The organism is Vogesella facilis, assembly GCF_042648525.1.
Lineage (GTDB): Bacteria > Pseudomonadota > Gammaproteobacteria > Burkholderiales > Chromobacteriaceae > Vogesella > Vogesella facilis.
Map to the genome: position 1 here is coordinate 16,190 of NZ_JBHRXN010000019.1, position 16,974 is coordinate 33,163.

The 16,974-nt window shown below is 65.7% G+C and carries 14 protein-coding genes; 13 read left to right on the forward strand and 1 reads right to left on the reverse strand.

Annotated features, from left to right (window positions below):
- Nucleotides 1-12 precede the first annotated feature (12 nt).
- The 8 genes from ACFOLG_RS07825 (at nt 13) to ACFOLG_RS07860 (ending at nt 8,210) form a co-directional block, all read left to right on the forward strand.
- Nucleotides 13-981, forward strand: coding sequence for a GlxA family transcriptional regulator (locus ACFOLG_RS07825; RefSeq protein ID WP_386090420.1), 969 nt, complete (start codon nt 13-15; stop codon nt 979-981).
- A gap of 436 nt (nt 982-1,417) precedes the next feature.
- Nucleotides 1,418-2,653: an acetylornithine/succinyldiaminopimelate transaminase gene (locus ACFOLG_RS07830; protein WP_386090423.1), complete on the forward strand. Its 1,236-nt coding sequence runs from the start codon at nt 1,418-1,420 to the stop codon at nt 2,651-2,653.
- Nucleotides 2,654-2,711: 58 nt separating this feature from the next.
- Nucleotides 2,712-3,752, forward strand: a complete 1,041-nt coding sequence (locus ACFOLG_RS07835; RefSeq protein WP_386090426.1) for an arginine N-succinyltransferase — start codon at nt 2,712-2,714, stop codon at nt 3,750-3,752.
- Complete coding sequence (gene astA, locus ACFOLG_RS07840; RefSeq protein ID WP_386090429.1) at nt 3,752-4,777, forward strand: arginine N-succinyltransferase; 1,026 nt, start codon at nt 3,752-3,754, stop codon at nt 4,775-4,777. Before ACFOLG_RS07835 ends, astA begins: the two co-directional genes overlap by 1 nt.
- Before the next feature lie 58 nt (nt 4,778-4,835).
- A complete protein-coding gene (gene astD, locus ACFOLG_RS07845; RefSeq protein WP_386090431.1) occupies nt 4,836-6,302 on the forward strand; it encodes a succinylglutamate-semialdehyde dehydrogenase in 1,467 nt (488 codons plus the stop codon).
- A gap of 571 nt (nt 6,303-6,873) precedes the next feature.
- On the forward strand, nt 6,874-7,374 hold the full coding sequence (locus tag ACFOLG_RS07850; protein WP_386090434.1) for a GNAT family N-acetyltransferase: 501 nt from the start codon (nt 6,874-6,876) through the stop codon (nt 7,372-7,374).
- A gap of 66 nt (nt 7,375-7,440) precedes the next feature.
- Nucleotides 7,441-7,722, forward strand: a complete 282-nt coding sequence (locus ACFOLG_RS07855) for a hypothetical protein (protein WP_386090437.1) — start codon at nt 7,441-7,443, stop codon at nt 7,720-7,722.
- Between the two features lie 140 nt (nt 7,723-7,862).
- On the forward strand, nt 7,863-8,210 hold the full coding sequence (locus ACFOLG_RS07860) for a hypothetical protein (protein WP_386090440.1): 348 nt from the start codon (nt 7,863-7,865) through the stop codon (nt 8,208-8,210).
- A gap of 177 nt (nt 8,211-8,387) precedes the next feature.
- Here the strand turns inward: ACFOLG_RS07860 and gcvA are convergent, their stop codons facing one another.
- Nucleotides 8,388-9,296 (reverse strand): transcriptional regulator GcvA, encoded by a 909-nt coding sequence (gene gcvA, locus ACFOLG_RS07865; RefSeq protein WP_386090443.1) that lies wholly within the window; start codon nt 9,294-9,296, stop codon nt 8,388-8,390.
- A 150-nt stretch (nt 9,297-9,446) separates the two neighbouring features.
- Here gcvA and ACFOLG_RS07870 point away from each other — a divergent pair, with 150 nt between their 5' ends.
- The 5 genes from ACFOLG_RS07870 (at nt 9,447) to ACFOLG_RS07890 (ending at nt 16,943) form a co-directional block, all read left to right on the forward strand.
- A complete protein-coding gene (locus ACFOLG_RS07870) occupies nt 9,447-10,493 on the forward strand; it encodes a DUF1338 domain-containing protein (protein WP_386090446.1) in 1,047 nt (348 codons plus the stop codon).
- Nucleotides 10,494-10,676: 183 nt separating this feature from the next.
- Nucleotides 10,677-13,721 (forward strand): D-2-hydroxyglutarate dehydrogenase YdiJ, encoded by a 3,045-nt coding sequence (gene ydiJ / locus ACFOLG_RS07875; RefSeq protein ID WP_386090449.1) that lies wholly within the window; start codon nt 10,677-10,679, stop codon nt 13,719-13,721.
- Nucleotides 13,722-13,874: 153 nt separating this feature from the next.
- Complete coding sequence (locus ACFOLG_RS07880; RefSeq protein WP_386090452.1) at nt 13,875-15,596, forward strand: thiamine pyrophosphate-binding protein; 1,722 nt, start codon at nt 13,875-13,877, stop codon at nt 15,594-15,596.
- Between the two features lie 437 nt (nt 15,597-16,033).
- Nucleotides 16,034-16,411: a hypothetical protein gene (locus ACFOLG_RS07885; RefSeq protein WP_386090455.1), complete on the forward strand. Its 378-nt coding sequence runs from the start codon at nt 16,034-16,036 to the stop codon at nt 16,409-16,411.
- A gap of 115 nt (nt 16,412-16,526) precedes the next feature.
- Entirely contained in the window at nt 16,527-16,943 is a 417-nt protein-coding gene (locus ACFOLG_RS07890; protein ID WP_386090458.1) for a hypothetical protein, read from the forward strand.
- Nucleotides 16,944-16,974 lie beyond the last annotated feature (31 nt).

The following is a 16,974-nucleotide window of genomic DNA, read 5'->3' on the forward strand; positions in this document are numbered from 1 at the left end:
AAGGTTGGCCGCATGAGCGTGCAGCAGCTGGCGGTGCTGCTGCTGCCGCCGTGCTCGCCGTTCGGCATCGGCTGCTTCGCCGAGCCGTTCCTGCAGGCCAACCGTCTGGCCGGCAAGACGCTGTACCAGCTGCAGTTCTATTCCTGGAACGGCCAGTCGCTGCCGCTGAGCGGCGGCATGAGCTATCCGGTGGCCGGCAGCCTGCGCGATGCCGGCCACATCGACCAGCTGTTCGTGCTCAGCGAAGGCGTGTTGCCGTTTGCCGACGCCGCGCTGTGCTGCCACACCCTGGCGGCGCTGGCGGCGCGCGCCAGCCTGGTCGGCGGCGTGCACTGCGGCGCCTGGTGGCTGGCCAGCGCCGGGCTGCTGGACGGCCATCACGCCACCATCCATTGGGCGGAACAGCCGGCGTTTGCCGACCGCTTCGGCAAGGTGGTGGCGTCGCAGCACGTGTACGAGCTGGACCGCGGCCGCTTTACCTGCGCCGGCGGCGTGGCGCAGATCGACGGCGCGCTGGCGTTGATCGGCCGCCAGCACGGCGTGGAACTGGTGGACGCCATCGCCGCGGTGCTGTGCGCCGAGCGCGTGCGCAGCAGCGACGAACGCCAGCGCGTGCCGCTGCTGGCACGGGTGGGCGAGAAGCATCCCAAGCTCACCGAGGCGGTGATGCTGATGGAAGCCAATATCGAAGAGCCGCTCACCACCGACGAGATCGCCACCCTCACCAACCAGTCGCGCCGCCAGCTGGCGCGGCTGTTCAAGCAGTATCTGGATGACTCCCCGTCGCGCTACTACCTGCAGCTGCGGCTGGAACGCGCGCGCCAGCTGCTGCGCAACACCGGCAAGTCGGTGGTGCAGATCGGGCTGCTGTGCGGCTTTTCCTCCGGCCCGCATTTCTCCACCGTGTACCGTTCCTATTTCAATATCTCGCCGCGCGAAGAGCGCTTCCCGGGTGAAGCGGAGTTCGCCGACGGGGAGTGAGGGCGCCAGGTAGGGCGGAAGCCCCGCCGGGGCGTTCCGCCGCCGTGCGGCCAACCTTATACCTTGATGACGACCTTGCCAGGCTCCCATCCTGCGGGCGTAGCCGCCAACGGTAGGGCTGGTTGAACCAGCGGCTCATACCCGCGCGGGCCGTCTGCTTTGCGCGGGTATGGCCTGCGGCCAGCCCGCCCTACGAGCCGCATTCAGCAATCCGCTCAACAGAACACGTAGCAGCACCGAACCGGCTTGCCCGAATCCCGTTGGCGCCAGCCGGGCAAAAAGGTTGGCCGCATGCTTCACACGTACTGATGCGGCCAACCCCGGCGCTGGCCCGGAACTGGCCCAAACAGAAAGCTGCGTGTCTTGATTCTGGAAGGAAAAATTGACGCCCGTCCCTAGAATGGCTTCATCTCAACGCCAGACGAAGGATTCCCAGATGTCCGCTCCTGTTACCCGCCAAACCTTTGATGAAGTAATGGTTCCCAACTACGCCCCGGCCGCGTTCGTACCGGTAAAGGGTGAAGGCTCGCGCCTGTGGGATCAGCAGGGCAAGGAATACATCGACTTCGCCAGCGGTATCGCCGTGACCAGCCTGGGCCATCTGCACCCGGAACTTACCCGCGTACTGCACGAGCAGGTAGACCGCCTGTGGCACCTGTCCAATACCTTCACCAACGAGCCGGCACTGCGCCTGGCGCGTCGCCTGACCGAAACCACTTTCGCCGAGAAGGTGTTCTTCTGCAACTCCGGCGCCGAAGCCAACGAGGCCGCGCTGAAGCTGGCCCGCCGCTACGCCTTCGACCATTTCGGCGGCAGCAAGACCGGCATCGTGTCCTGCAAGCAGGCGTTCCACGGCCGTACCCTGTTCACCGTGTCGGTGGGCGGCCAGCCGAAGTACACCGAAGGTTTCGCCCCGCTGCCGGGTGACCTGAACCACATCGAATTCAACAACCTGGCAGCCGCCGAGGCTGCCATCAACGCCGGCACCTGCGCGGTGATCGTGGAGCCGGTACAGGGCGAAGGCGGCGTGCTGCCGGCTACCAAGGCCTACCTGCAGAAGCTGCGCGAGCTGTGCGACCAGCACAACGCGCTGCTGATTTTCGACGAAGTGCAGATCGGTGTTGGCCGCTCCGGCGCGCTGTACGCCTACCAGGCCTACGGCGTGACCCCGGACATCCTGACCAGCGCCAAGGCGCTGGGCAACGGCTTCCCGGTAGCCGCCATGCTGACCAGCAACAAGGTAGCCGCCTCCTTCGTGGTAGGCACCCACGGTTCCACCTACGGTGGCAACCCGATGGCCTGCGTGGTGGCCGACAAGGTGCTGGAACTGATCGACACCCCGGCCGTGCTGGCTGGCGTGCAGCAGCGTCATGAGCTGATCAAGGCCGGCCTGGCGCGCATCAACGCCAAGTACGGCATCTTCAAGGACGTGCGCGGCATGGGCCTGCTGATGGGCGCCGAGCTGCAGGGTGAGTTCGTGAACAAGGCCAAGGACATCGTCAACGCCGCTGCCAAGCACGGCCTGCTGGTACTGGTAGCCGGCACCAACGTGCTGCGCATCGTGCCGTCGCTGATCATCGCCGAAGCCGATCTGCAGGAAGGCCTGGCCCGTCTGGAAGCTGCCGTGGCCGAACTGGTGGCAGCCAACGCCAAACAGGCACAACCGGCCTAATGCGCCTCGCGGCGGCGATCCTGTATCGCCGCCGTTTTTTGTTACCCGAGGAAGATCCATGCTTCTTGTCCGCCCCAGCAAGCTGTCCGACCTGCCGCAGATCGAGCGCATGGCGCGCTCCGACGGCCCGGTACTGCACTCCCTGCCGCCCGACCGCGAGCGCCTGCAGCAGCGCGTGAACGATTCCGTGCATTCGCTGCGCGCCGATGTCGATTGCCCCGGCGAGGAAAGCTATCTGTTCGTGCTGGAAGACACCGTCAGCGGCCAGCTGCACGGTACCGCCGGCATCATGGCGGTGGCCGGCTACTCCGAGCCGTTCTACGCCTTCCGCAACGAAGTGCTGGTGCATGCCTCGCGCGAACTGAAGGTGAACCACCGCGTGCATGCGCTGGTGACCTCACACGAGCTGACCGGCCGCACCCGCCTCACCGGCTTCTACTACGACGAAGCCGCGCTGGGCCGCGGCATGGCGCTGCCGCAGCTGCTGTCGCGCGCACGCATGATGTTCATTGCCCAGCACCGCGAACGCTTCAACAACGAAATCTTCTCGGTGTTGCCGGGCGTCACCGACGACAACGGCCGCTCGCCGTTCTGGGACGCAGTCGGCTTCAAGTTCTTCCGTCGCGACTTTGCCGAGATGGAGCTGGCCTCCGGTGGCCGCAGCCGCACCTTCATTGCCGAAATGATGCAGGTGGACCCGTTGTACGTGCCGCTGATCGCCGAAGAAGCGCAGCGGGTGATGGGCGAGCCGCACAGCGGCGCGCGCATCAACTACCGCTGCCACCTGGCCGAAGGCCTGGAGCCGGATCATTTCGTCGACCTGTTCGACGCCGGCCCGGTGCTGACCGCCCAGCTGGATGTATGCCGCTCGGTGCGCTACAGCCGCCTGCACACCGCCCGCCGTGGCGAAGTGAGCGGCGACACCGTGCCGCACCTGGTCAGCAACACGCTGACCGCCGACTTCCGCTGCCTGCTGGTGGACCTGCCGCCGCTGATGGGCGACGAAGTGATACTGCCGCCGGAAGTGGCGGATGCACTGGAAATCGTGGATGGCGACGCCGTGCGTTGCGTCCCGCTGAATAGCGAAGGGGCCCGCTGATGTTCGTATTGCGTATGAGCCGGCCGGATGACGTAGATGCGCTGGTACAACTGGGCCACAAGGCTGGCCCCGGCCTCACCACCCTGAAACCCGACCCGGTGGCGCAAGGCGCGCGCCTGCAGCGCGTGCAGCGCACCATCGCCGGTGCCGCCGAACTGCCGGAGCAGGGCTATCTGTTCGTGCTGGAAGACACTGCCAGCGGCAAGGTGGTGGGGGTGTGCGGCATCGAAGTGGCGGTGGGCCTGGACCAGGCGTTCTGGACCTACCGCATGGATACCTTCGTGCACGCCAGCCGCGAGCTGGGGCTGTGGACGCGCATGGACAAGCTGCACATGTCGCACGGCCTGACCGGCTACTCCGAGCTGTGCACGCTGTTCCTCGACCCGGATTTCCGCGTTAACGGCAATGGCTCGCTGCTGTCCAAGGCGCGCTTCATGTTCATCGGCCAGTTCCGCGAGCGTTTTGCCGAGCGCATCTGCGCCGAAATGCGCGGCTACTTCGACGACAACGGCGAATCGCCGTTCTGGAAGGCGCTGGGTGCGCACTTCTACCGCATCGATTTCCACGAGGCCGACCGCCTGGTGGCACTGGGCAAGAAATCCTTCCTCGCCGAGCTGATGCCGCGCTACCCGGTGTACATCGACTTCCTGCCGCAGGACGCCCGCGACTGCATCGGCAAGGTGCACAAGGAAACCGAGCCGGCACGCCGCCTGCTGGAAGTGGAAGGCCTGCGCCTGGAGCAGCATGTGGACATCTTCGAAGGCGGCCCGGTGCTGGAAGCGCGCATCGACGACCTGCGCGTGATGCGCGACAGCGGCCTGTGCCAGGTGGAAATCGTGGCCGAAGCCGCCGCCGACGCCCCGCGCCAGCTGGTGGCCAACGGCGAGCTGGCCGACTTCCGTGTGATTCTGGCTGCGGCCAAGGTGGTGGACGGCGTGGTGCATCTCACCGCCGAACAGGCGCGCGCGCTGCAGGTGAAAGCCGGCGACCGCGTACGCGTGATGCTGCAGAACCCGGGCAAATAAGCCAAAGACACCTGCCGGCAGCCCATGTGCTGCCGGCCAACTGAATAGGAATACAGCAATGAGCCAACTGTTCATCGACGGCGCCTGGACCACCGGTCGCGGCGCCTCCTTCGTATCGCTCAACCCGGCCAACGGTCAGCCGGTATGGGAAGGCCACTCGGCCTCTGCCACCGACATCGACGCGGCCTTCGCCGCCGCGCGCCGCGCCTTTGACGACTGGCGCCGCCGCTCGCTGGACGAGCGCATCGCGCTGGTGCGCCGCTTCGCCGAAGTGCTGGGCGAGCACAAGGAAGACATGGCCCGCGCCATCGGCGTGGAAACCGGCAAGCCGCTGTGGGAATCGCGCCAGGAAGTGGCCGCCATGGTGGGCAAGATCGACATCTCCATCCGCTCCTACCAGGAACGCACCGGCGAAAAGCGCGGCGAGCTGGCCGGCGACACCACCGTGCTGCGCCACCGTCCGCACGGCGTGCTGGCGGTGTACGGCCCGTACAACTTCCCCGGCCACCTGCCGAACGGCCACATCGTACCGGCGCTGATCGCCGGCAACACCATCCTGTTCAAGCCGTCGGAACTCACCCCGCTGGTAGCCGAACTCACCATCAAACTGTGGGAAAAGGCCGGCGCACCGGCTGGCGTGATCAACCTGCTGCAGGGCGAGCGCGATACCGGCATCGCCCTGGCGCAGCACCCGCAGCTCGACGGCCTGCTGTTCACCGGCAGCTCCGCCACCGGCGTGGCGCTGCACAAGCAGTTCGCCGGCCGCCCGGGCTTCATGCTGGCGCTGGAAATGGGTGGCAACAACCCGATGCTGGTGGCCGAGGTGGATAACCTGGACGGCGCCGTGCACCACGCCATCCAGTCGTCCTTCCTGTCGGCAGGCCAGCGCTGCACCTGCGCGCGCCGCCTGCTGGTGCCGCACGGCGAGTTCGGCGACCGCTTCATCGCCCGCTTTGCCGAAGTGGCTGCCAAGCTCACCATCGGTGACTACGATGCCGAGCAGCAGCCGTTCATGGGCGCCATGGTGTCGCTGAAGGCGGCGCAGGGCATGCTGGCCGCACAGGACAAGCTGCTGGCCATGGGCGCCAAGTCCATCCTGGCCATGCGTCAGCTGGAAGACGGCAAGGCCTTCGTCACCCCGGCCATCCTGGACGTGACCGCCATCGCCGGCCAGCTGCCGGACGAGGAATACTTCGGCCCGCTGAGCCAGATCATCCGCTACCACGACTTCGACGAAGCGCTGCAGATCGCCAACAACACCCAGTACGGCCTGTCCGCCGCGCTGCTGGCCGACGACGAGGCGCTGTGGCAGCGCTTCAACCAGGACATCCGCGCCGGCGTGGTGAACTGGAACAAGCCGACCAACGGCGCCTCCTCGGCCGCACCGTTCGGTGGCACCGGCCTGTCCGGCAACCATCGCCCGGGCGCCTACTACGCCGCCGACTACTGCGCCTACCCGATGGCATCGGTGGAGGCAGGCAGCCTGGCGCTGCCGGCCCAGCTGTCGCCGGGCATGACCTTCTGATTGTTTTCGTTGCTCCTGCTTGGGCCCGCCGCGTGCGGGCCTTTTTTCGTGGTGGGGTGGAAGCTTGGTGACACTGTAATGGCGTCCACTTAAGAAATTGCACGCGCGGCTTTGATATAGAGCGGTCGTGACTTGCCCCAAACCCGTTGGCGCGAGCCGGGCAAAAGGGTGCGCCCCAGGTGTTAAGCCGCCGCATGTTTGAGCCGCGCGACGTTAGCGCGCGGCGAGTTCGGCGGCGCCTGGGGCATGCCGTTTTGCACGGGGTTTCGAGCAGCCATCGGGGAGGCGGGGATTGGAAAGGGGCCGGCGGTCGGCCCCTTCCTCGTGCGCCGGGCGAAACCGGCGACTGCAAATAGCATCCGCGTAGCGGATACCAAACCAGATAGCGCGGTAAACGTTAGGCTCCGATGTGTCGGGCCATAAGCTACGCCTGCAGGACGGAAGCGCGGCGGCCGCGGCATGCCAGCACCATGCGGCCAACCTTGCGGGCCGCCCGGCACACCGGCGCGCCCTACCTCTAATGCCCGCCAACCGCTATGCTGCCGTCTTTGCCTGCCGATCGATAACCACCATGCTGCTACCGCATTACACCCTGCGCACCCCGACGCCCGCCGATGCCGATGCCTGCTACGCCATCGAAACCAGCGCCTATGAAGGCGATGAGGCGGCCACGCTGGAGAAGATCGCGCTGCGCATCCGCCAGTACCCGGCCGGTTTCATGTTGCTGGAGATCGATGGCCGCATCGCCGGCTTCATCAATTCCGGCTGCGCCGACCAGGTGGCGCTGTCGGATAGCGCGTTCAAGGAGCTGGTGGGGCACCATCCGGACGGCCGCCACGTGGTGATCATGTCGGTGGTGGTGCACCCGGATTTCCAGGGGCAGGGGCTGGCGGCGATCCTGCTGCACAACTTCATCCTGCGCATGCGCCGGCTGGGCAAGCACAGCATGCTGCTGGTGTGCCGCGAGCAGCATATCGCGCTGTATGAGCGCTTCGGCTTTGCTTATCAGCAGCCGTCGGCATCCGCCTATGGCGGCCACAGCTGGCACGAGATGGTGCTGCAACTGCGCTGAGTGGCGGGCCCCGCAGCGTTGCCTGGCAGCCTCTGCCGGCAAACATGAGCAGAAAGGAATGACCGCATGCAGGACTTGATCCCACTGGCGTTTTTCGCCGTATTTGCCTTGAACCTGTGTTACCTGATCTGCTTCCTGCAGGTGCTGCGGCGGCTGGGCCGGCCGTGGCGGCAGATGACGTCGTTTTCCAGCCGGCGGCAGATTGTGGCTTTCCTGCAGGCGGAAGTTGCGCAGGGGCAGGGCGACGCGAAACTCGCGCTCGGCCTGTACCGGATCAGCAGCGTGCTGACACCGGCACTGGCGGTGCTGCTGCTGGCGTCGGTGTTCTATCGGCCGGGCAGCCGCTAGCCAGTGGCCTTGCCCGCGCCGCATGCGGGCGCCGGGGCGGGATGGCGGCGGCTATAGTGTGAGCAAGGTGACCGCAACAACAGACAGCTTGGCGCGGCAAGGCGGCGCAAGCCGTGTTGCTACCCGCAGGAGACACCATCATGGCCACGACACCAGAACCCGGCTTGCTGCACCTGTTGTACCTCTACTTCATCCCGTACTGGCTGTTTCGCGATGTCTCCCGCGGCGATCAACTGCTGCGCGAGCAGAACTATCGCTACAACCGCGAGCAGCGCAAATACCTGCCGGGCTATCTGCTGAAGTGGGCGATCCTGTGCGCCTTGCTGCTGGCCAGCCACCATCTGGCCAAGGAGCTGGCGGCGGCGGTGCCGGACTGGGAGCAGCTGTTCCACACCTGGGCAGTGTTATCCGGCATCAGCTTCTCGGTGGGCGTGGCGCTGATGTCCAACATCATGGTGGCGTGGAGCTTCCTTACCTTCATGCACTGAGGGTCACTTGCCGTAATAAGGTTGGCCGCATGACCGGGCGGTGTTGCGGCCAACCTTTTGGCGTTGCCACCGGGTGACGAAAGCGCCGCTGCAGTCGTAGGGTGGGCAAAGCGTAGCGTGCCCACCAGCGTCGCCTTGCCGGTGGGCACGGCTCATGGCCTTTGCCCGCCCTACGTTTCACGCCTCTTCCTGCGCCGCCTGCGCCAGCAGCCAGTCGCGGAACACGCGCACCTTGTAGACATCGGTGCGGGTGGCCGGGTGCACCAGGTAGTAGGCGTGCTGGCTGCGCACCGGCTTGTCCAGCGCCAGCAGCAGCCGGCCGCTGGCCAGCTCCTCCGCCACCAGGAACTGCGGCAGCACCGCGATGCCGAGGCCGGCTACCGCGGCCTGGATCACCATGAAGAAATGTTCGAAGCGCGGGCCGCTCAGCAGGCTGGCCTGCTGCGCGTCCATGTCCTGCAGGCCGGCGGCGGACAGCCAGTCGTTCCACGCCTGTGGTCGGGTGGTGTGCTGCAGCAGGGTGTAGTCCAGCAGCTCGCGCACGTCGGCCAGCGGTTTTTTCAGCAGGCCGGGGGCGCACACCGCCACGATATCCTCGCCCATCAGCCGGTGGCAGATGGCGCCGGGCCACAGCGCCGGGCCGAAGTGGATCGCCACGTCGGCTTCCACCTTGTCGAAGTCGAACGGCCGCACCTGGGTGACCAGGTTGAGCTGGATGTCCGGGTAGCGCGCGCTGAAATCCACCAGCCGCGGCACCAGCCAGCGCGAGCCGAAAGTGGGCAGCATGGCCACGGTGAGCACGCCGCCTTCGCCGCGGTAGGCCATCAGCTGCAGCGTGGCGGCCTCGGCGCGGTCCAGCACGTCCTGTATGGCGGCGGCGTAGGCTTCGCCGGCCACGGTAAGCACCAGCCGCTGCTTCACACGCTCGAACAGCGGGCGGCCGATGAAGTCTTCCAGGCCGCGAATCTGCCGGCTGACCGCGCTTTGCGTCAGGTTCAGTTCCTCGGCGGCACGGGTAAAGCTCAGGTGGCGCACGGCAGCTTCAAAGCACTGCAGGGCCATCAGCGAGGGCAGGGTGCGGCGCATGGTAGTTCATGAGTTTCCGGAATGAAGTCAGCAGAATACATCGCTTGAGCCAGGGGCGGAAAGGCCGGAAACTTTGCCTCATACAAAGCCGTCGCCAGCACGAAAAAACCGCGACGCGCAAAACTCACACCACGGAAAAGGTATTCGCAAATGACACAAGCTCACGCCAGCATCGCCGGCAGCCAACTGAACAAGCTGCTGGTAGCGGTAGCCGGTGAACACACCGCCGCCGACCTGTTCACCATGATCAAGGTGGACGACGTACTGCTGGCCGCCCAGGCTGGCGACGCGGTATCGCGCCTGACCCTGGCGCAGGCGATGAACATGCTGCTGTTCGCGAAGAACCTGGAAGCGGTGCCGGAAGGCAAACGCTACGTGGCGGAAAAACTGGCCGCCGGCGGCCAGGTGGTATTCGACCACGGCGCGCTGCGCACCGTGGCGGCGGCCAACACCGGCGCGCTGCCGCAGGGCGAGCTGGCGTTCAAGCGCTTCCTGGAGCCGCTGGGCTTTGCCGTGGCCGACGTGTACCCGCTGGCCCGCCTGAAGATGACCGGCCGCGCCTACTGCCACCAGGATGCACCGGAACAGGTGGCGCAGTTCTTCGTGTCCGAGCTGCACGTGGACCAGTTCTCGCCGGCCTTCCAGGCAGCGGTGAACAGCGTGGTATCCACCTCGCGCGACCCGCTGTCCGCCGAGGACAAGGCGCTGCTGGCCACCCTGGCCGACAACCGTGAACTGCCGTTCGCCGACGCCGCCCGCCTGCTGCCCAAGCTGGTTGGCTGCTTCGATGTGCAGCACGCCACCCCGGCACTGGCCGACTACCACACCCTGCTGCAGGAATCCGCCGAAATGGCGTGGATCTCCACCGAGGGCAACGCTTTCAACCACGCCACCGACCACGTAGCCGACGTGTTCGCCACCGCCGACGAGCTGCGCGCCAAGGGCCAGCCGATCAAGGACAAGGTGGAAGTATCCGCCAGCGGCCGCGTACGCCAGACCGCGTTCAAGGCGGCGCAGGTGGAGCGCGAATTCATCGACGCCGACGGCCAGCGCGTAAGCCGCATCGTGCCGGGCTCGTTCTACGAATTCATCACCCGTGACCGTTACACTGACGAAGCGGGCAACAACAAGCTGGATCTGCGTTTCGACAGCTCCAATGCGCAGGGCATTTTCAAGATGACCGCTGCCGCCTGCTAAGCGTCGCGCAGCGGGTCGCCGATGCCCTGGCCTCGCACCCTGCTGCACCACGCCTGCTTGTGGCTCTACAGATCGTGGGGGGCGCCTTTTTGCTCATTGAGCATGGTCGCCTGCTTAGGCTCGCACCCCGGTGCGAGCCATTTTTTCACCCGCGCTTGCGGCCAACTTCGAGCCTGAACACACATGATTCCCCGTCTGCATTCCCACCCACCAGGCGATGCGCTGTACCTCGACTTCGCGGCCGAACTGGCCGTGCGCGGCTTTGCCGGCGAGATCAGCCACGCTTATGCCGACCGGACCGTGCTGTCCACCGACAACTCCATCTACCAGGTGCTGCCGCAGTTGGTGGTCTTCCCGCGCGATAACGACGACGTGATCCGCATCGCCCGCCTGGCGGGCGAGCCGCGCTTCCAGGGCCTGAGCTTCAACGCCCGTGGCGGCGGCACCGGCACCAATGGCCAGTCACTGGGCCACGGTGTGATCGTGGACATCTCGCGCCACATGAACCGCATCCTGGAAATCAACGCCACAGAGCGCTGGGTGCGGGTGCAGGGCGGCGTGGTGAAAGACCAGCTCAATGCCGCGCTGAAGGCGCACGGGCTGTTCTTCGCCCCGGAGCTGTCCACCTCCAACCGGGCCACCATCGGCGGCATGATCAACACCGACGCCAGCGGCCAGGGCTCCTGCCTGTACGGCAAGACCCGCGACCACGTGCTGGAGCTGGACACCGTGCTGCTGGACGGCACGCTGTGGCACTCCGCGCCGCTGGACGAGGCCGAATTCGCTGCCATCAGCGGCCGCGACGACCGCGTTGGCGCGGTGCACCGCCTGCTGGACGACATCCAGCGCGAAGACGCAGCGCTGATCGCCGAGAAGTTTCCCAAGCTCAACCGCTGCCTCACCGGCTACGACCTGGCGCACATCCGCGACGAGGCCGGCCGCTTCAACCTCAACAACATCCTGTGCGGCTCGGAAGGCACGCTGGGCTTCATCGTCGAGGCCCGGCTGAATGTGTTGCCGATCCCGCGCGCCAGCGCGCTGGTGAACGTGCGCTACGCCAGCTTCGATGCCGCGCTGCGCGATGCGCCGGCGCTGATGCGCCTGGGCGCCGCCTCCATCGAAACGGTGGATTCCAGAGTGCTGAACCTGGCGCGGCAGGACATCGTGTGGCACGGCGTGCGCGAGTTCTTCCCCGACGACGCCACCCCGGCACAGGGCATCAACCTGGTGGAATTCCTCGCCGACAGCGATGCGGCGCTGGAAGCCACGCTGGCCGCCATCGGCGCGCAGCTGGACAGCGAAGGCAGCAACCATGGCCGCCAGGGCCACACCGTGGCGCGTGGCGCCGCAGTTGGCCGCATCTGGGGCATGCGCAAGAAATCGGTGGGCCTGCTCGGCAACGTGAACGACAGCCGGCGGCCGATTCCCTTCGTGGAAGACACCGCGGTGCCGCCGGAACACCTGGCCGACTACATCGCCGAATTCCGCGCGCTCTTGGACAGCCACGGTGTGAGCTACGGCATGTTCGGCCACGTGGATGCCGGCGTGCTGCACGTGCGCCCGGCCATCGACATGAAAGACCCGGCGCAGGAAGGCCTGGTGCGCAGCATCACCGATGGCGTGGTGGCGCTCACCCGGAAGTACCACGGCCTGCTGTGGGGCGAGCACGGCAAGGGCGTGCGCTCGGAGTACGCGCCGGCCTTCTTCGGCCCGCTGTACCCGCGGCTGCAGCAGATCAAGGCGGCGTTCGACCCGTACAACCAGCTCAACCCCGGCAAGATCGCCGCGCCGGCGGCGGACGGGCTGTGGAAGGTGGACGGCGTCACCACCCGCGGCCAGCTGGACCGCACCATCCCCATCGCCGTGCGAGCGCACTACGACGAGGCACTGCACTGCAACGGCAACGGCGCCTGCTACAACTTCGACCCCGACGACGCCATGTGCCCGTCGTGGAAGGGCACCCGCGAGCGCCGCCATTCGCCGAAAGGCCGCGCCTCGCTGCTGCGCGAGTGGCTGCGCCAGCTCGCCGCGCAGGGCAGCGACCCGGTAAGCGCCAGCCGCGCGCTGCGCGCGCGCGGTTTTGTCGCCGGCCTGCCGGCGCGCATCGCCAACACCCTCGGCAAGCGCCGCGGCGCTGCCGACTTCTCGCACGAGGTGAAGGAGGCGATGGACGGCTGCCTGGCGTGCAAGTCCTGCGTTGGCCAGTGCCCGGTGAAGGTGGACGTGCCGAGCTTCCGCGCCAAGTTCCTGGAGCTGTATTACGGCCGTTACTTGCGCCCGCTCAAGGACTACCTGATCGGCGGGCTGGAACATACCCTGCCGCTGGCAGCGCGCCTGCCGTGGCTGTACAACGGCGTGATCGGCAGCAAGGTTGGCCGCATGCTGATGCGCCGGCTCAACCTGGTGGAAAGCCCATTGCTGTCCGGCATCAATCTGCAAGCCGAGCTGGCCCGCCGCGGCGTGGCCGTGGCCAGCCCGCAGGTACTGGCTAGCCTGCCGGCGACGGAGCGCGCCCGCGCGGTGATCGTGGTGCAGGACGCATTTACCAGCTACTTCGAAACCCCGCTGCTGCTGGACGTGTTCGCGCTGCTGCAGCGGCTGGGCTTCGTGCCGCTGCTGGCGCCATTCCGCGCCAACGGCAAACCGCTGCACGTGCATGGCTTTCTCGCCCGCTTCGAGAAAGTGGCTGCGGCCAACGTGGCCAGCCTGCAACAGCTGGCGGCCAGTGGCCTGCCGCTGGTGGGCATCGACCCGTCGATGACGCTGACCTACCGCAGCGAATACGCCAAGCTGCCGGCAATGGGCGAACTGCCCAAGGTGCAACTGCTGCAGGAATGGCTGGCCAGCCGACTGGCCGAGCTGCCGGCAGACGCGCGTGCCAGCATGAGCGCAAGCTTCACCCTGCTGCCGCACTGCACCGAGAAAACCAATGCCCCGGCGGCGGCGGGCGACTGGCAGAAAGTGTTTGCTGCCTGTGGTCTCAAGCTCGCCACCCGCGCCAGCGGCTGCTGCGGCATGGCCGGCACCTTCGGCCACGAGGCCGACAAGCGCGCGCTGTCGGAAACCATCTATCGCCAGAGCTGGCAGGGCATCGTGGCCGGCCAGCGCGACGACAGCCCGCTCTTGGCCACCGGCTACTCCTGCCGCTGCCAGGTGGCGCTGATGGACGACGTGGCGCTGCCGCATCCGGCCAGTGCGCTGTTGAGGGCTTTGACGCCGGCTGCCTGACCGCAGGCCCTGCCAGCGCCGTTGTACTGCATTTTGCTGGGAGCTAGGCTCCCGGCCGTGACTGTTTTGCGGTGGGCCAAAGCGGCCCGCCAGACGTGTGGCCACCAACGTTGGCCGCGCGAGGACAACTCACCACCGACAAGGGGGTAATGCATGAACAGCAAGTTGGCAGGGCATCTGCTGGTGGAGTGCCTGGTGGCACAGGGTGTGGACATCGCCTTTGGCGTGCCGGGCGAAAGCTACCTGGCGGTACTGGACGGCTTCTATCGCAGCCGCGAGCAGATCCGCTTCGTGGCCTGCCGCAACGAAGGCGGCGCCGCCTTCATGGCTGAGGCGCACGGCAAGCTGACGCGCCGCCCCGGCGTGTGCCTGGTGACACGTGGCCCCGGCGCCACCAACGCCAGCATCGGCGTGCACACCGCGTTCCAGGATTCCACCCCCATGGTGCTGCTGGTGGGCGACGTGGGCAGCGATTGTCGCGACCGCGAAGCATTCCAGGAAATGGACTACAGCGTGTACTTCGGCCCGTCCACCAAGGGCATGGCCAAGCGCGTGGAGCGCATCGACGACGCCAACCGCATCCCGGAATACATCAGCCGCGCCTTCGCCACCGCCATGAACGGCCGCCCCGGCCCGGTGGTGCTGGTGTTGCCGGAAGACATGCTGGTGCAGCCGGTGGCCGACAGCCTGCAGCCGCTGCCACGGGTGGACGCCGTAACGCCGTACCCGGACCCGGCCGGCATCGCCGCGCTGCAGCGCCTGCTGGAGCAGGCCGAACGCCCGCTGCTGATTGCCGGCGGCAGCGGCTGGGATGCCGAGGGTGCCGCCGCGCTGCAGGCCTTTGCCGAGCGCTGGCAGCTGCCGGTGGGCAACGCCTTCCGCTTCCAGGACACCTTCGACAACCATCACCCGCTGTATGCCGGCGACGTCGGCATCGGCATCAACCCGGCGCTGGCCGCCAGCGTCCGCAACAGCGACCTGATCATCGCCATCGGCGCTCGCCTCGGCGAGATGACCACCGGCGGCTACACCCTGCTGCAGGCGCCACGCAGCCAGCAGCAACTGGTGCACATCCTGCCGCAGGGCGACGAGCTGGACCGCGTCTACCAGGCCGACGTGGCGATCCAGTCCGGCGTCAACGCCGCCGCGCTGGCCCTGGCCGCCTTGCCGGCCCCGGCTGCCGCGCCGCGCTGGCAGGCCTGGAGCCAGCAGCTGAACGCCGACTACCGCGCCAACCTGGTGCCGCAGCGCCTGGCCGGGCTGAACGAAGGCATCAGCGGCGACATTGACCTGCCGCGCGTGATTACCAGCCTGCAGCGCCAGCTGCCGGCCGACGCGGTAATCACCAACGGCGCCGGCAACTTCGCCAGCTGGATTCACCGCTACTTCCAGTACCACGGCGTGGCCAAAGGCCACAAAACCCAGCTGGCGCCCACCAACGGCGCCATGGGCTACGGCGTGCCGGCCGGCATTGCGGCCAACCTTGCCACCGGCCGCACCGCCTTCACCATCGCCGGCGACGGCGACTTCCTGATGAACGGCCAGGAACTGGCCACCGCGCTGCAACACGGCGGCAAATCCATCATCCTGCTGCTCAACAACGGCGTGTACGGCACCATCCGCATGCACCAGGAGCGCGAGTACCCCAACCGCGTCAGCGGCACCCAGCTTGGCAACCCGGACTTCTGCCAGCTGGCTGGCGCCTACGGCTACGCCGCTGAGCGCATCGCCAGCAACGACGAGTTCGACGCCGCGCTGGAACGGGCACTGGCACGCCCCAACGGTACGCTGCTGGAAATCCGCCTGCCGCCGGACATCATCAGCACCCGCGCCACACTGTCCACCATCACCGCGGCGGCAGTGGCGCGCGGTTGAGGTGGTTTCCTGAGATGACAAAACCGGCCTGCGGGCCGGTTTTTTGTTGTGGGTATTGGAGGGAGGGCGGATGCCCGCAGGGCGATCTGCCAGCGACGTGCGGGCATCGCTTCGCCAAGGGGTAGCCGGATAAGCGCAGCGCATCTGGGGAAATATGGTCAGGCGGGTGGGGTTAGCCTGGCGTGCGTACAAGCTGGCTTATGCAGCACTACTGCCGTTCTCCAGTCAAGTGATGCAAGCGTGCCATCAACTCTTGCTCCCCATCCATACAGAATGCTGCTTGCCATGAGGCAGAATTAAAGCGATAAATCCATTCGGAATATGGAGTTTTGGTACGGAAGCTGCTGCGTCAAGGCCGAATGACTCTTGTCCCTTATACAGTTCAAGCACCCGGGGCCGGCGAAAGCTGGCCCATGACGTCAAATGTTAGGCTTCACATGAACTGGTCCGAAATGCCAGAGTTCTTCGAAGTTGATCTCACCGAGTCATTTGTGCTCGGATGGAATATCTCGCGCGACTCTGTGGTGTTTCAATTGGAGGTCTTGCTTTGCCAAGGTCACGCCATGTATCACGAGCCCAAACCAAATGAATGGGCTTGCTTCCATCCCGGTACACTGGTTTTCCGAGAGGTTCAGATGCTGGCTGGCTTGCCGGATCAATCTAAGGTTCGCCCTTTTATTGATGCTGCCGGGGAGTATGACTATGGGCACATCGACACACTTTCGTGGGTCGGCAATGCATTTGGGTTGTCCGGCGATTTCGGTGATGTTTGGATTACTGCAAAGGATGTTTGTCTTGTTCTCAATCCCACCTAGCCCATCATTAAAGTTGGACACATAACGGCACCTCTTATTTTTGATGTTATCCAGTATGAAATATTTGCGGTTTCTTCTTTTGCTGCTGTATTCGTTGACAGTGGGAGCGCATGATATGACCACGCCGAAGGCTGAGTGTGAAAATCTAATGAACGCTGCTATCCCATTTGCGGAGCAAATGCTCCATAAGTATGGGGAATTTTTTCCTTATGGTTTCGCTCTCAAAACCAGCGGAGAGATAGTGAGTGTTGCTGGCGATGACGGTCGCGAGCAACCGTCATCTAACGATGTCATTCGTCTTTTGAAGGATGGCTTTGTGAAAGGGAAAAATTCAGGTGAATACAAAGCATCCGCTTTGATTTACGACGTGATTGTTGTCTTGCCCTCAACTGGTATGAAGTCTGACGCCATAGCCGTATCACTTAACCATCGTGAAAATTATTCGGTTACTGTTTTCTTCCCATATCAGTTGTCTAATGGTCAGCTTACTTTCGGTGATGTCTTCGCTCAAAAAGGTGTGGCAGATCAGTAGCACTTTGTGCTTGTGAAATTGGAGTTGTATG

Coding starts and splice junctions, on each gene's coding strand:
- ACFOLG_RS07870 (WP_386090446.1), top strand. CDS start 9,447: ATGACACAAGCTCACGCCAGCATCGCCGGCAGCCAACTGAACAAGCTG.
- ACFOLG_RS07835 (WP_386090426.1), top strand. CDS start 2,712: ATGCTTCTTGTCCGCCCCAGCAAGCTGTCCGACCTGCCGCAGATCGAG.
- ACFOLG_RS07830 (WP_386090423.1), top strand. CDS start 1,418: ATGTCCGCTCCTGTTACCCGCCAAACCTTTGATGAAGTAATGGTTCCC.
- ydiJ (WP_386090449.1), top strand. CDS start 10,677: ATGATTCCCCGTCTGCATTCCCACCCACCAGGCGATGCGCTGTACCTC.
- ACFOLG_RS07860 (WP_386090440.1), top strand. CDS start 7,863: ATGGCCACGACACCAGAACCCGGCTTGCTGCACCTGTTGTACCTCTAC.
- ACFOLG_RS07850 (WP_386090434.1), top strand. CDS start 6,874: ATGCTGCTACCGCATTACACCCTGCGCACCCCGACGCCCGCCGATGCC.
- ACFOLG_RS07855 (WP_386090437.1), top strand. CDS start 7,441: ATGCAGGACTTGATCCCACTGGCGTTTTTCGCCGTATTTGCCTTGAAC.
- ACFOLG_RS07890 (WP_386090458.1), top strand. CDS start 16,527: ATGACCACGCCGAAGGCTGAGTGTGAAAATCTAATGAACGCTGCTATC.
- astD (WP_386090431.1), top strand. CDS start 4,836: ATGAGCCAACTGTTCATCGACGGCGCCTGGACCACCGGTCGCGGCGCC.
- ACFOLG_RS07825 (WP_386090420.1), top strand. CDS start 13: ATGAGCGTGCAGCAGCTGGCGGTGCTGCTGCTGCCGCCGTGCTCGCCG.
- ACFOLG_RS07880 (WP_386090452.1), top strand. CDS start 13,875: ATGAACAGCAAGTTGGCAGGGCATCTGCTGGTGGAGTGCCTGGTGGCA.
- astA (WP_386090429.1), top strand. CDS start 3,752: ATGTTCGTATTGCGTATGAGCCGGCCGGATGACGTAGATGCGCTGGTA.
- ACFOLG_RS07885 (WP_386090455.1), top strand. CDS start 16,034: ATGAACTGGTCCGAAATGCCAGAGTTCTTCGAAGTTGATCTCACCGAG.
- gcvA (WP_386090443.1), bottom strand. CDS start 9,296: ATGCGCCGCACCCTGCCCTCGCTGATGGCCCTGCAGTGCTTTGAAGCT.